Here is a 13932-nt window from a genome sequence, read left to right as displayed (position 1 = left end):
TAGGAATACAAATTCTTATATTAATAAAGACTGTCTGAAAAGGCAGTCTTTATTATTTTCCATTAAATTGGTTCATCGTAGTATTTACTCCAGCCAAAGCAAAAGACTTCACCAGTTCTGCCGAAATTTTTAAGCGTTCTTTAAGTTGTGTGTTTTCTTCGTCGGTCCATTCGCCTAAAACGTAATCGACTTGTCTCCCTGTGCTAAACTCATCACTTATACCAAACCGAAATCGGTTATATTTTACAGTCTGTAATTTGTCTTGCGTGTCTTTTAGACCGTTATGGCCTCCGTCACTGCCTTTCATTTTTAATCTGAGTGATCCAAAAGGAAGGTTTAAATCGTCGGTGACAACGAGTAAATTTTCTAAAGGGATTTTTTCTTTCTCTAACCAATATTTTATGGATTTTCCACTGAGGTTCATAAACGTACTAGGCTTTAAAAGGATGAGGGTTCGTCCTTTAATTTTTAGGGTAGCAACATCACCAAGTTTTACGGTTTCAAAGAGGATGTCATTGGATTCAGCTAAATAGTCGAGAATTTTAAAACCAATATTATGTCTGGTATTCGCATATTTTTCGCCTATGTTTCCTAAGCCAACGATTAAGAATTTTTTCATTGTATCTTCTTCTGTGAGTTCTGGTTTATCACTAAAACCGAACCATTTTTTAAATAAATTTTGCATAGCGTAGTCTTGCTTGGTGCAAAAGTAAAAAGAAGTTGACTAAAAACTAACTTTATAGCTATGGTCTTTGGTTTGTGGGTTTAGTTTTTAAAGCTATTTCAAAGATTACAAATAGAATTATAACTTATAACTCACTTTAAACATCACAATTCTTGGTAAAATAAATGTTCTACTATCACTAATCACAAAAGCGTTAAATGAATTTTGTTGTTTAAAACGCGTATCAAAAAGATTAGTGGCGTTTATCTCAAAACCCCAAGGACTATCTTCAATTTGGTAGAATAACGACGCATTTGCAGTATCGAAAGTGGTTTTAGTATCTAGACTTTTATTAGTGTAATTATCAAAGGTGTAATCTGCTTTAAAGATAAAGTCGTTTAGAAAATCGTATTCCAGAATCACTTCTAATTGGTCATTTTCAAAATTAGAGACGTTATTTAAGGCTTTGTAATTATTAAAATCTTTGGTATAATTTATTTCTACGTTAGGATGATTTTTAAAAGATGTTTCTATGCCAATCGTTGAAGATATTGATTTTGAAACATTAAGATTGGTTTCGCTATTTAGGATTTGAAAATAATCATTGTAGCTAAAACGACTACTCAGGTTATAACGGATTTTATTAATTTTTTTTGAAACGCGTCCACTAAGCATCCAATTATGTTCTGGTTGGTCAAACATAATGGTTGTATTAAACGATTCTATGCCGTTAAGTTCTGAAACCGTTTTTACACTTTTTATACGTTTATTAAAACTGGTATTTAGGTTGAAATTTAAATTTCTGAACAAACTAAATTTATAATAACTTAAAGATGCGGAATGATATAATTGATTTTCTAATTGGTTATTCCCTTTATAAACACTATTAAAATTTGAGAGTACAAAATTATTAGCTAATTGATTAATGCCAGGAAACCGAGCATTCAGTTTGTATTTAAAATTGAGTTTTTCACTATTATTAAATTCTACTTTAGTGGTGAATTGTGGTAATAACAAATTTTTAGAAAACGCTTCAGCATCATCAAATTGTTCAGTCCGCCATAAATAACCATGATAAAAAACAGCAGGTTTAAACGTTGCAATCCCAATTTGAAATTTATACTCTAATCCCAAATAGGTGTCTATAAAGCTGTATCCAAAATCATTACCGAAACCAGCCGAACTAAAATTATTAATACTGCCATCATTAAGCAATTGTACATCTTTATTAATGAAATCGTTAAAAGAGGTGTTAATACCAACACTTGTATAAAGGTGGTTAAAGTTATTAAGTACCCAATAGTCTTTTATAATGGCATTAAAATTATGCGACGTTGATTTTTTAGTTTGAAGTATGTTATACACGTCGGCATCTTCTAAAGGGATTAAACCTTGTAAAATTTGCTGATTAGTGAGCCATTCTGTTATGGGTTTGTCATTCTGAAAATTATAAGTCGCTTCTAAAGTGGCTGTATGCGCTTTAGACAATTTACGACTGTAGGAAATATTTTGTTTTATATTAAGTGCTGCAACATCGGTTACTGTCGTAATACTATTATTTTGGTCTGGGTTAATTGTATTTACAAAACCATGACTATCATTGTTGGTCACTTTTACAAAAGCATTATAAGCAAAATCTTGTTTGTAAGTTGGATCGTAGTCAACGGTGACCTTGCCAATAGTAAAAAAGTTATTGAGGTGATTAGTAACCGTTCTGTCTTCTGTAAAAGGGTCTTCTATATTTTGGTAAGCATTTAAGGTGTTACTTGCGGTTTGGGTCTTGGAATTAGAAGTAATTAAATACCCACTAATATCTGTATGTTTAGAAACCGATTGCCTAATATTTAAGGCACCAAACTGGTTGATGTTATCTGTAAAATCTTGGTTATTGAGGTATTGTGCAAAATCGCTATTAAAGAGACTAAAATAACTGCCAGCATCATCTAGCAGTTTACCAAAACCGCCTTCAAATTCCAAATAATCACTAAAGCTAAAGCTTTTTATACCTTGGTTATTAAGGTCTCCAATAAAGTTTATATTCGTTTTTGGGCTATAATAAAAAAGATTAGGATGCACAAGGTAACGTTCCTTAATACCAGCACCAGCTTCTATATCTCCAAATACAAACTTCTTTTTATCTTCTTTTAGTAAGATATTTAAGGCCATATCCTCAGAGTCTTGCAAATCTTTAAGCATAGCAACTTCGTTGTAATTGTCTAATACTTCTACTTTTTCCACAGCATCTGCTGGGATGTTATTTACGGCCAATTTACTATTGCCTGTAAAAAAGGTTTTATTTTCTACTAAAACTTTGGTTACTTTTTTACCTTGCACAGTTACATTACCTTCTCTATCTACCTCTACGCCTGGTAGTTTTTTTAAGGCATCTCGTAGTTTACGCTCTTCGCCTGTTACAAATTTGGTAACATCATAAGTAATAGTATCTTTTTTTACCGTAATTGGTGGTGTGTATTTAATGGTTACTTCATCTAATTGGTCCGGGTTTTCTTTGAGGATAAAGTTTTTAATAAGGTCTTGGTCTGTTGTGCTAATGGTAATTGTTTGTGGCTTATAGCCTAAGTAGCTTACGGTAAGCTCGTAGGTCTGGTTTTTTATTAAACCTAATTTGTAGCTGCCGTCATTTTCTGAAATAGCAAATTTAACGTCTTGATCATCTGCTTGGGGTATTGCTAAGATATTGGCGTAGGGTAAAGGGGTTTGTATGGTGTCCGTGACTTTACCTATGATTAGAGTTTGTTGAGCGTTACAAAAAGAAATCAAACTAAACTGGGCAAATGTTAAAAAGAGCAAGTTAAAAAATCTATAATACCGCATTAAAATTTAATTTTTGTCAAAGAATCCTTTAAATCTATTTTTAAACTCTTTGTAAGTGAGCTTTATACCATCTTGGGGCTTCTTTAAGAGTATATTTTTATTTAATAATTTTATTTTCGTTGCATTATAAACTGCCTTACCTGAATTTAATCTTAAAATCAAACCAGGTAAACTGTTGAAGTTCTTTGGGCCATACCCTAACGGAATTTGCGTTGTAAACCATGCGAATATATTCATTTCCTCTCCTTCATCATTTAACAAAATTGCCTTTAAACAATTATATTCCCCTATTATTATTGATTCTTTCGTTATTTTCCATGCATATGTAGGTCTTGAAATTAAGTAAGTTTCACTATCAATTGATTTTGAATAAATATTTTCCTTTGTTTCTAAATCGAAATAAAAAATATTCTTTCCACCGGCTTCTATTTCTGTAATATTAAATCGACTATTTGCATCATTTTGCATAGCTTTAATTTTCTTATATTCTGAGGCCTTTTTATTAAATAAAAGCTGATATTCTACATCAGAAGCATTTTTGAATAACCTTTTCAATTTAGGATTTGCTTTGCCCTTTTCAATAATTTCTTTTGCCATGCTAATTGAATATGTTACTTCACCTGACTGGAAATTTTCAATATTAGTATCATTAACTAATATTAACCACAAAAATATTATTAACAATTGTTTCATTTTAAACTTTTTAAAAATTAGAGTAAAGAGATTAAACTAATCTCCTTACTCCAAATATATTATCCATTAAGGTAACAATCTAAATATACAGCATCATAAATTTCTAAATAGTATTCTAGGTCATCATTTGGGTGTTCATTAAAATGATCAGCAACAGCAAAAGCTGCAGCCCTAGCTCTTCTTACACAATTAGAATTATCTTCTTCAATTACAGGTGCAGCACTCAAAGAAGTACCAACAAACATAATTACCACGGACATAAGGCTAATTACTTTTTTATTTGATCAAAATAGCCATTTAGAGTAAACTCCGTAAATAATTTTATAAATAACAGGATTGGTTTTTATATTTAATGTTTCTGCTTAGTTGAATAAGCAACTATTTCAAAAAAATGGTAATTCGTAATCTTGACCAGTGAAAAGTTTAAATAAATAATTAAAGATTTGGCTTATTTTTGCCCAAAAGTATTGTCAATATTATTCTCTAATTCTGTAAATTCGGATTTAGTCATAATCTTACCTTTTTTAGGTTTATCTATTTTAATTTGATTGGCCATATTTAAATTAATTTTAAAAGCATAATAAATAAACTTATTATCATTCAGCTCTAAAATCATACCTGGTAACCCTGCATATCCTTTTGGACCAAAGTTGTAATTTAAATCGGGAGTGTACCAAGCTATAACATTTGTTTTGAATGTGCCCTTACTGTTAATGACAATTTTTTCTGTATTGGCTTTGTAACAAGTATAACCATCAATCACTTTAGACTCTTTCGTAAGTGCCCATTTGATATTGGAAATGCTATCTTTAATTATTATATCTTGACCATACGCATTGAATTGATTTAGACTTAAATTAGACTTGGTGTTTAAATAATATACTCTACTTGCTCCAATTAGAGCTTTGGCTATTCTAAAGTCACGACTGTTATGGTCAGAAGTCATTTGCTCTTCAACATTGAAAATGGACTCTTCCTTATTAAAAACTAAGCTAAACTTGAATTGTTCTGTATGTTCATTGAGTGCATTATTTATAAAACTTAATTTCTTTTTTTTTTCTAATTTTTCTTGATTGATAAATTCACCATCCAATTTAATTTTATATTCAATTTTTCCGATATCTTGTGCAATGGCATTTAAGCAAGCACCTACTAAAATGGCTATAAGTAGTACTGATTTTTTCATTTTCTGATAGTATTAAAGCTATATAAGTAATGTTAATACTTATATAGCTTTTAATGTTTAGCTAATTAACAATTTTACTCTCCGTTGACGCAAAATTCGTATTCAATGTTTGCAACTTCATTCGCAGTTTGTTTATCTATACCCATTTCTTCTAATTCATCTTGGAATTCAATAGCTTCAGCCACGCAATCCTTATAAATTTCTAAGTTTGTTGCAGCATTCAAATTAAATGAACTACCAACAAACATTACCACAGCCATAAGGCTAAAAATTGTTTTCTTCATAATTTAAGATTTTAAACCCATCACATTTTTTAGGATAGGTTGGTTAATAAAAAATGTCTCCCTAAAATTTAGGGAATAGAAGTCTTTTAAATTTAGAAGTCATTTGTTTTCTCATTAAGGGAATGAGAAGTAGAAGTCATTTTTGTTAGAAGTCTTTTTTTTGTACTGTTAATTTTAATTCTCAGGGATAAAAAAAAGCTTGCACAAGCTATAATTTTAACATTTTTGTTGTCCACATTCTTAAGAGTGACTTCTAAATTACTCTATAAAAATGCTTTCAACATTGTAAATCTAAAAAAAAAAAAAATGGAAACCACCTAATTAAAAACGTGTTATTTGTTAAAGAAATGTTAATTGCGGAAAAACCGTAATTGCAATTGCAAGATAGTTAAGACTTTAACAGTTTTGTGTTTGGGCTTTAACACTAAGTTTTTGTATATGAATGCGTTATTGTGGTGTATAAGATGAAATTAATCTTTAAAAATTAGGGATTTCAAATAATCGTTAATAACATAATCTATAATTTTGAAATCATTTTGGTCTGTTGTCTATAGCCTAAATAACTTACAGTAAGCTCGTAGGTTTGGTTTTTTATTAAGCCTAATGTGTAGCTTCCGTTATTTTCTGAAATAGCAAATTTAACGTCTTGGTCATCTGTTTCAGGTATGGCTAAGATGTTGGCGTAGGGTAAAGGTTTTTGTAGCGAGTCTGTTATTTGGCCTTGAACTTGAACTTGTTGTGCGTTACAATATGATTTTAAAATAAAAGTATAAAAGATTACAAAAAAATACTTCAGCATAATAACTTTCAGGTCCATATGTATAATATCTAATTTTTCTCATTTCCACTAGCAATCAAACCTTCAATGAAACTATCAAACTTTGTTTCAGTCATTCTTTTTTTATTTTTAGGTAATTCAATGATGACATCTTTATCTGTAAAATTAATTTTTTTTAGTCGCGTAGTAACTTTATCAATTTTGAGTTCAACAATTATACCTGGTAATCCTGCAAAACCATCAGGACCAACAGGAAGACAAATTTCAGGCGCGTACCATGCTGTAACAGGTTTTGTAAAATCACTGCGTCTGCCTTTAATCTTTATTGTAGAAGTTGCTTTGTAGCAAACAAGAGAATCAATTATCATGATGTCATCAGTTAAAACCCAGTTATAATCATCAAAGGCTTTCTCAATTAAATATTTCCCCTGTTCTTTAACAGCTTTCTTTTGTTTTATTTCGTAGAAAAAAGGACCATTATATCCTGAGTGTGAAATAACAATGGCATCAAATGAATCATCTTTGTTTAATTTTTCATAAACAGCTAAGGAATCATTAAATTTTATTACAAAATCAATTTCTGAGATTGAACTATCAATTGTCTTATTTGGTTCTTTTGAGTTTTTAGAAACACCTATTCCTCCAATTTTATAATTAGAAACTTTATAGTAATGGGCGTTACCACTAATTTGTGAAAAACTTAGTTGAAAAAGGGTGATTAAAACAATTGTAAAAATTTGTTTATAAATCATTACTTATATTTTCTTCGATTAGTGGTTGATTTTTTTACCAATGCATTAAAACCAACTTCCGTTATTTCTTTTCCCTTATGTGGTAAGTCTATTTTGTTTTTTTTATCTAAAAACTCAATTCTCTTTAAAGTTGTAACAAAATTGCCTTTTTCTAACTGAATAATTAGACCAGGTAATCCGCCAAAACCATCAGGACCTGCAGAAATATTTATATCCGAAGTATACCAAGCGGTTATAGGAACTTCCTCCGTGCCTCCTCTGCCTTCTACCGTAATTGAAGTTATTGCTTTGTAGCACGTTAAGTTGTTAAGCACTAATTTTTCCTTTTTTAAAACCCATTTTAAAGCAGATATATCTCTTTCAACCAAATAGAGTTCATTAAACAAGTCTTTTTCAAAAATGACTTTCCTGTTTTTAAAATCAAAATAAGAGGGCCCAACGTAACCAGATAATATTTTAGCCAGTTCTATGGATTTATTATTATCAGTTGACATTTGTTCAACTTCTTTATAAAGGGCAGTATCTTCATTAAAAGATAAAACAAACTCTAAGTTTTTTGTTGATTTCTCCAAAGATTTAATTGGGTTCCCTGGTATATTAGATAGCGAGTCTAATTTTTTTTCAAACGCTGTATTAATGTTTTTAATATAGTAGGCTTTTCCATTAGCTTGCCCGAAACAAAGGCTTAAATAAAAAACTGATGTAATTAAAAAGATAATTTTTCTCATAATAATGTCTGATTAAAGTAATGTGTACATGGCATGGGATGCCCACATTATTATTTGTATTATTGGAAACTTTGCTTTCATCAATTTTTAAAATAATCTATAGCTTTTTTATTCATTATAGCTAAAATACTGTCAGCTTTTTTCTCAGAAATAAGTTGATCCTTTTTAGGAGTTCTAATTCTAATATCTTTATTCAAAAATTCAATTTTATCTGCATAAAGAACATTGTTTTTCTCCTTAATTTCGAGTATTAGACCAGGTAATCCATAGTACATTTTTGGGCCAAAAGATAAAGGTATTGACGGTGCATACCATGCTTCAATCGTTTCTCCTTTGTGTTTTCCATAGTGTACTTTACCTATGGCTTTTAAGCATTCGTAATTACCTATACTTTTCTTTTCGTTGACTAGAGACCAATTAATTTTGTCTTCTATTTCTACTTTTAAATTTTTATCAATGAGATAGTAATCATGTATCAATTTACCTTTAGAAGTAAAATATTTTCCATCTGCCTCAATAATTAGACTAATAATGTTTAAGTCTAATTTACTAATTGATGAATCTACTAAATCATTTCTGTTAAAAACGGAAATATTGTCTTTACTATTAATCGATAAATTGAAATCTAATAATTCACTTTTATTGATCGCTTTTTCAAATGACTTTTTAAAATTTAGAGGTCCTTTGAGCGTATCGAGATTAATAGAAATACTTGATTTGTAAGTAACTTTAAGATTCGATTGTCCAAGCGAAAATAAAGGAATAAAAAAAGCTAATATGAGGTATTTTATCATTTAAAATTGTAATTAAGGTTGGAATCCGTTTTGATTTTCGCATTGTTCAGTATAATCTAATATAAGATCTAATCTATCCAAAGCGTTCATTTCAAACATACTCCCAATCCAATCCGCAAAATAATGAGCTTGTTCAAAACAAGAGGCACTATCCTCTTGAGCTATTACATTTTGAGTTGCATTTAAATTTAATGAACTCCCTACAAACATCACCACAGCCATTAGGCTAAAAATTCTTTTCTACATAATTTAAAATTTTAAAACCTATTGCATTTTTTTTAATAGGTTGGTTAATAAATAATAACGAGAATAAGCTAACGAGGGATTTACTAACGAGTAACGAAGAATAAAATAAACCTGCACAGGTTTTTAGTTAACTAATGTCGCTAACTGCAATATAATGCCTCGTTAAAACACACATTATCAGTTGTTGACAAACCAAAGCTAAAAAAAAAACGGAAACCAACTAAAAAAAAAGCACCTTTAATGTTAATGAAATGTTAACTGCGGAAAAACCGTAATTGAAACTTTAAAATAATTAAAACTTTAACAGTTTTGCATTAGGATTTTAACACTAAGTTTTTGTTAGTGAATCAGTTGTTGTTTCATTTGTAATGTAATTAATCTTTAAGAATTAGAGGTTTTAAATACACATTCTTGTTATTAAAATAAGGTTATAACTTCCGTCATTTTCTGTAATGGCGAATTTTACATTTTGGTCATCTGCTTTTGGTATTGCTAAGATATTGGCGTATGGTAATGGGTTTTGTATGGTGTCTGTTACTTTGCCAGACATTAAAAGTTGTTGAGCATGAGCCAAAGAGGAAAATCCTACTAAAGTTAGTAGGATTGTAAAAAAATAGTGATTGGAAAATCTCTGTAACAAAGTTATTAGTGTCAGTTTTTTCTGTTTGTATATTGTTTTGAAACTATACTATTAAATTCTTCTTCAGAAACTTTTTTTCCTTTTGTAGGTAACTCTATATCGATTTTGTTATCTTTTTTAAAAAATTCTATTTTTTTTAAAGACGTTAGTATTCCATTATTGTCTAATTGAAGTATTAAACCTGGTAGCCCACCATAACCGTCCGGACCATAAGGTATAGGGATTTCTGGCGCATACCAAGCTACAACTTCTAATGTATGTTTTCCTTTTGTGTTTTCAATAGTGTATGTAGTTGTTGCTTTATAACACAAATAGTTATCAATTTTTAAAGTGTCTTTAGTTAAAATCCAGTCTATTTTATTTCGTTTTATAAGGTAATTCACACCAGCAAATTCTTTTTCATGTAAAATTATGTCAGATGCGTTATCATAATAAAGAGCACCTCTGAAATCAATAATTCCTTCTGTCATCGCTTTGAGAACAGGACTTGTATTATTATTTAAAAATTTAATTTTTTTGTATGTTGCCTTCTGGTTATTAAATGTTAATTGGAATTCTTGAGTCTTAAGATTTTCGACTATTTTTTTTGCATATTGGCTTGCATTATCAGGTGTGTCTGATTCATATGATTTTAATTGCTTGCCATAAACCGCTTTACCAACTTGGCAAAACATGGATATTGTAAAAAAGTAAAATAAAAAGAAGGAAATTTGTTTTTTAACCATTTCTGTTATTTGTTGTAAAGACAGTCAAAATTATACTTTTAACTGTCTAAATTATTAATTGATTCAAAATTTAATTCTAATAAGGTCCACCAGTTTCTACACAAGCATCATATGCAGCTGCAAATACGTTATATGCTGTTTCATCTCGCGGAATAATTCGGAATCTAGTAGCCATGTTATTCATAAAATTTTGTTCAGCTTCAGCAGCCGCGTCAAAACAAGTGCCAGTGTCTAAATCCTCATTTTGTGTATTTGCATTTATATCTAATGAACTACTCATAAACAGCACTACTGCCATAAGGCTAAATACTCTTTTCTTCATAATTTAAGATTTTAAACCCATCACATTCTTTTAAGACAGGTTGGTTAATAACTAATGTCTCCCTAAAATTTAGGGAATAGAAGTCTTATAATTAGAAGTCATTTTTGGTTAGAAGTCTTTTTTGCTATTAATTTTAATTCTTAGGGATAAAAATAAAAAAGCTTGCACAAGCTAGGTGTTTAAACATTTTTGTCGTCCGCATTCTTAAGAGCGACTTCTTACATTACTCTATAAAATGCTTTCAACTCTGTAAATCTAAAAAAAAATGGAAACCACCTAATTAAAAAACGCTCTAAATGTTAACTGCGGAAAAACCGTAATTGAAACTATAAAATAATTAAAACTTTAACAGTTTTGTGTTTGGGTTTTAATACTAAGTTTTTGTATGTGAATGAGTTGTTGTGGTATGTAGAATGAAATTAATCGTTAAATATTAGAGATTTCAAAAATTCATTAACCGCATAATCTACAAACCTTGAGATCATAATATCACTACTATTAATTGTGTGGGTCAAACCATCTAAAGGACCACAACCTCTAGAATAGTTATAATCATTTTGGTAGTTGTTTTCAAAAAGTTTCAAATTAGAGAATAAACTTGTGTTTAGTACTTCAGAATTGATTTCAGAATTATTGTCAATCTCTAGCATGGTAAAGTTAGAATCGTCTCGTTGAAAATCAAAGGCAAATGGCTTTTCAATTTTTGTGAATTTAAATTCAGCCAATTTCTCATTTAAAAACATAGAAGAATTAAATTCTGCACTACTAAAGCCCGACGTTTGAGCAAAACAAAATGAACCCAATACAAACATTAAAACTAAAGTAATGCGTAATTTCATTTTAAATGATTTTTCTAATACTTTAAAAATAACAAAAATTTATGGATATTTGTAAGATAAGATATGACACCATTCTGGGCCAACATAAAATTGCATCTTCATTTCCTTATTAAAAGGAATCCAGAATAAATACGCCTTATTCCTGCGTAGGCAGGAATCTCTACAAATTTTGTACCTTTAAAGTTGTAAATAAAGTGTCACCTTGAGCGCAGTCGAAAGGTCTTTGTAATATTTAAAACCATTCAAAATCATGCCATTCTATCATAAATTAGGGAAAATTCCACCAAAACGCCACACGCAGTTTAAAAAACCAAATGGCGATTTTTACTATGAGCAATTGTTCGGTACTATTGGTTTTGACGGCATGTCCACCAACAGTTACCATGAGCAACGCCCAACGCAAGTCAAAGAGATAAAGAATCAATACAGTGTTGCGCCTAAAATTGCTAAGGAAAACAATATGCAATCCTATCGTTTTAAAGGATTCCAAGTGAAGCCCGAAAACGATTATTTAGAGAGTCGCAAAATTGTACTCACCAATAGCGATTGTAATATTATATTGGCCGCGCCAAAGCAATCAACAGAAGATTATTTCTATAAAAACACAGATGCCGACGAATTAATTTTCATCCATAAAGGCACAGGGAAATTAAGAACACATCTTGGGAATTTAGATTTTAAATACGGAGATTATCTTTTAGTGCCAAGAGGTGTGATTTATAAACTCGATTTTGATACTGAAGACAACCGCTTATTTATCGTAGAATCTCGCAGACCAATCTATACTCCAAAACGCTACCGTAATTATTTCGGACAGTTATTAGAACATTCACCATTTTGTGAGCGCGATTTAAGGCAACCACAAGAATTAGAAACCTATAATGAGTCTGGTGACTTTTTAATCAAAATAAAAAAGCAAGACGAGATTTTTGACATGGTCTATGCCTCGCATCCTTTTGATGTGGTAGGTTACGATGGCTATAATTATCCGTACGCGTTTTCAATTCACGATTTTGAACCTATTACAGGGAGAGTGCATCAACCACCTCCGGTACATCAAACCTTCGAAACGGATGCTTTTGTAGTGTGTAGTTTTGTACCGCGTTTATACGATTATCACCCTATTGCGGTGCCTGCACCATATAATCATAGTAATATAGATAGTGATGAGGTGTTGTATTACGTCGATGGCGATTTTATGAGTCGGAATGATATTGCAGCAGGCCACATTTCCTTGCATCCAGCAGGTATTCCACATGGGCCACATCCTGGCACTATGGAAAAAAGCATTGGTAAGGTTAAAACCGAAGAATTAGCAGTAATGGTAGACACCTTTAAGCCTTTAAAAGTAACAGAAGACGCTTTAGAAATTGCTGACGAAGATTATTTTAAATCGTGGCTAGATCACTAGATTGCTTAAAATTAAATAGAAGTTTAACAAAGGCTCCATACTCAGCAAACAGAGTCCCTTTTTAAAGTAATGTCAATAGTGGCTCATACAGAAAGGTAAGGTTGGGAATTAAAAAATGAATCAAAATAAATTACCTGCAGATCCGCTATCGCTTATATTAGGAATATTAGCTTTAGTTATTGGTATCGCTGGCTGTTGTTGTTATGGGATTACTGCTATTATTCCATTAGCTATGGCTATTATTGGGTTGGTCGCTGCAAATAGAAGTTTACGTGAGTTTGGTGAGAATCCAGAGGCGTATAATCCGCAATCGCGAAGCAATGTAAATACGGCTAAAATTATAAATATTATAGCTATTGTGCTTAATGGACTTGTTTTTTTAATAGCTATCGGAGTCTTAGCAATCTACGGTACATTACTGTCTTCTGCGGTCTTAGATGGTTTAGATAATGGAGATTTTGAAGGTGATGATTATTATTACGAATCGGAATATGACACAACTATAGAACCTGAGAATTCTGATGTTTGGGAGGATGATACCTATATTATTGAAGAGGAACTAGATTCTATAAATTTAGATTCAGTACAATAGAAACAAGAAACAAGAAACAAGAAACAAGAAACAAGAAACAAGATGTGAAGGATAAGAGAAGACATAATTATAAGAATTTGAAGATTTGGAAATTAGAAATCTAAATTGTTGATGATGTTTTTAAATTGAATAATGATTTTCCTTCAGATGAAAAATTTGGATTTACTTCTCAATTAAGTAGATGTTCAGTTTCTATCCCTAGTAATATTGCAGAAGATTTATCAAGAACAAACAAGTCTTTCTCTTATTTTATTGATATTGCATTAGGCTCTTCTTTTGAACTAGAAAGACAATTAATTATAGCATTTAAAAAGAAATTATATAACACAATTAACAAAAATCGAAAAAAATTAGAAGAATTTCAAAAGATGACTATGGGTTTTCAAAATAAACTATACGAGTCACTTCTCTTTTTTCTAATGTCTCGATTCTAAAATAAATAG

18 protein-coding genes are annotated in these 13932 nt (G+C 30.5%); 3 read left to right on the top strand and 15 right to left on the bottom strand.

Annotated elements, in window-relative coordinates; translation table 11 throughout:
- Nucleotides 1–52 precede the first annotated feature (52 nt).
- The 15 genes from pth to DFQ09_RS03145 form a co-directional block, all read right to left on the bottom strand.
- Nucleotides 53–685 carry an aminoacyl-tRNA hydrolase gene (gene pth, locus DFQ09_RS03215; RefSeq protein ID WP_179349329.1) on the bottom strand — a complete coding sequence of 211 codons (633 nt, stop codon included), beginning with the start codon at nucleotides 683–685 and terminating at the stop codon, nucleotides 53–55.
- A 117-nt stretch (nucleotides 686–802) separates the two neighbouring features.
- On the bottom strand, nucleotides 803–3499 hold the full coding sequence (locus DFQ09_RS03210) for a carboxypeptidase-like regulatory domain-containing protein (RefSeq protein WP_115808148.1): 2697 nt from the start codon (nucleotides 3497–3499) through the stop codon (nucleotides 803–805).
- Nucleotides 3500–3505: 6 nt separating this feature from the next.
- Entirely contained in the window at nucleotides 3506–4192 is a 687-nt protein-coding gene (locus DFQ09_RS03205; RefSeq protein ID WP_115808147.1) for a GLPGLI family protein, read from the bottom strand.
- A gap of 59 nt (nucleotides 4193–4251) precedes the next feature.
- Nucleotides 4252–4452: a hypothetical protein gene (locus DFQ09_RS03200; protein WP_147298318.1), complete on the bottom strand. Its 201-nt coding sequence runs from the start codon at nucleotides 4450–4452 to the stop codon at nucleotides 4252–4254.
- Nucleotides 4453–4640: 188 nt separating this feature from the next.
- On the bottom strand, nucleotides 4641–5378 hold the full coding sequence (locus DFQ09_RS03195; protein WP_115808145.1) for a GLPGLI family protein: 738 nt from the start codon (nucleotides 5376–5378) through the stop codon (nucleotides 4641–4643).
- 74 nt (nucleotides 5379–5452) lie between these two features.
- Nucleotides 5453–5662 carry a hypothetical protein gene (locus DFQ09_RS03190; protein ID WP_115808144.1) on the bottom strand — a complete coding sequence of 70 codons (210 nt, stop codon included), beginning with the start codon at nucleotides 5660–5662 and terminating at the stop codon, nucleotides 5453–5455.
- 517 nt (nucleotides 5663–6179) lie between these two features.
- Nucleotides 6180–6461 carry a carboxypeptidase-like regulatory domain-containing protein gene (locus DFQ09_RS03185; protein ID WP_179349327.1) on the bottom strand — a complete coding sequence of 94 codons (282 nt, stop codon included), beginning with the start codon at nucleotides 6459–6461 and terminating at the stop codon, nucleotides 6180–6182.
- Between the two features lie 29 nt (nucleotides 6462–6490).
- Entirely contained in the window at nucleotides 6491–7192 is a 702-nt protein-coding gene (locus DFQ09_RS03180; RefSeq protein WP_115808141.1) for a GLPGLI family protein, read from the bottom strand.
- Nucleotides 7192–7920 (bottom strand): GLPGLI family protein, encoded by a 729-nt coding sequence (locus DFQ09_RS03175; RefSeq protein WP_115808140.1) that lies wholly within the window; start codon nucleotides 7918–7920, stop codon nucleotides 7192–7194. The genes DFQ09_RS03180 and DFQ09_RS03175 overlap by 1 nt, the downstream gene beginning before the upstream one ends.
- An 80-nt stretch (nucleotides 7921–8000) precedes the next feature.
- Nucleotides 8001–8714, bottom strand: coding sequence for a GLPGLI family protein (locus tag DFQ09_RS03170; RefSeq protein WP_115808138.1), 714 nt, complete (start codon nucleotides 8712–8714; stop codon nucleotides 8001–8003).
- 12 nt (nucleotides 8715–8726) lie between these two features.
- Entirely contained in the window at nucleotides 8727–8936 is a 210-nt protein-coding gene (locus DFQ09_RS03165; RefSeq protein WP_115808136.1) for a hypothetical protein, read from the bottom strand.
- Nucleotides 8937–9357: 421 nt separating this feature from the next.
- On the bottom strand, nucleotides 9358–9510 hold the full coding sequence (locus DFQ09_RS03160; RefSeq protein WP_115808135.1) for a peptidase associated/transthyretin-like domain-containing protein: 153 nt from the start codon (nucleotides 9508–9510) through the stop codon (nucleotides 9358–9360).
- A 101-nt stretch (nucleotides 9511–9611) separates the two neighbouring features.
- A complete protein-coding gene (locus DFQ09_RS03155) occupies nucleotides 9612–10325 on the bottom strand; it encodes a GLPGLI family protein (protein WP_115808134.1) in 714 nt (237 codons plus the stop codon).
- Between the two features lie 76 nt (nucleotides 10326–10401).
- Nucleotides 10402–10647 (bottom strand): hypothetical protein, encoded by a 246-nt coding sequence (locus DFQ09_RS03150; RefSeq protein WP_147298317.1) that lies wholly within the window; start codon nucleotides 10645–10647, stop codon nucleotides 10402–10404.
- A gap of 419 nt (nucleotides 10648–11066) precedes the next feature.
- Nucleotides 11067–11486 (bottom strand): hypothetical protein, encoded by a 420-nt coding sequence (locus DFQ09_RS03145; RefSeq protein ID WP_115808130.1) that lies wholly within the window; start codon nucleotides 11484–11486, stop codon nucleotides 11067–11069.
- 250 nt (nucleotides 11487–11736) lie between these two features.
- On the opposite strand from DFQ09_RS03145, the gene DFQ09_RS03140 reads away from it, so the two are divergent.
- The 3 genes from DFQ09_RS03140 (at nucleotide 11737) to DFQ09_RS03130 (ending at nucleotide 13923) form a co-directional block, all read left to right on the top strand.
- On the top strand, nucleotides 11737–12897 hold the full coding sequence (locus DFQ09_RS03140) for a homogentisate 1,2-dioxygenase (protein WP_115808129.1): 1161 nt from the start codon (nucleotides 11737–11739) through the stop codon (nucleotides 12895–12897).
- A 115-nt stretch (nucleotides 12898–13012) separates the two neighbouring features.
- Nucleotides 13013–13489, top strand: a complete 477-nt coding sequence (locus DFQ09_RS03135) for a CCC motif membrane protein (RefSeq protein WP_115808128.1) — start codon at nucleotides 13013–13015, stop codon at nucleotides 13487–13489.
- 104 nt (nucleotides 13490–13593) lie between these two features.
- Nucleotides 13594–13923 carry a four helix bundle protein gene (locus tag DFQ09_RS03130; RefSeq protein WP_115808126.1) on the top strand — a complete coding sequence of 110 codons (330 nt, stop codon included), beginning with the start codon at nucleotides 13594–13596 and terminating at the stop codon, nucleotides 13921–13923.
- Nucleotides 13924–13932 lie beyond the last annotated feature (9 nt).

The organism is Winogradskyella pacifica (genome assembly GCF_003386275.1).
Taxonomy (GTDB): domain Bacteria; phylum Bacteroidota; class Bacteroidia; order Flavobacteriales; family Flavobacteriaceae; genus Winogradskyella; species Winogradskyella pacifica.
The sequence above is the reverse complement of the archived record's forward strand: the minus strand, read 5'-3'. Positions and strand labels throughout refer to the sequence as shown.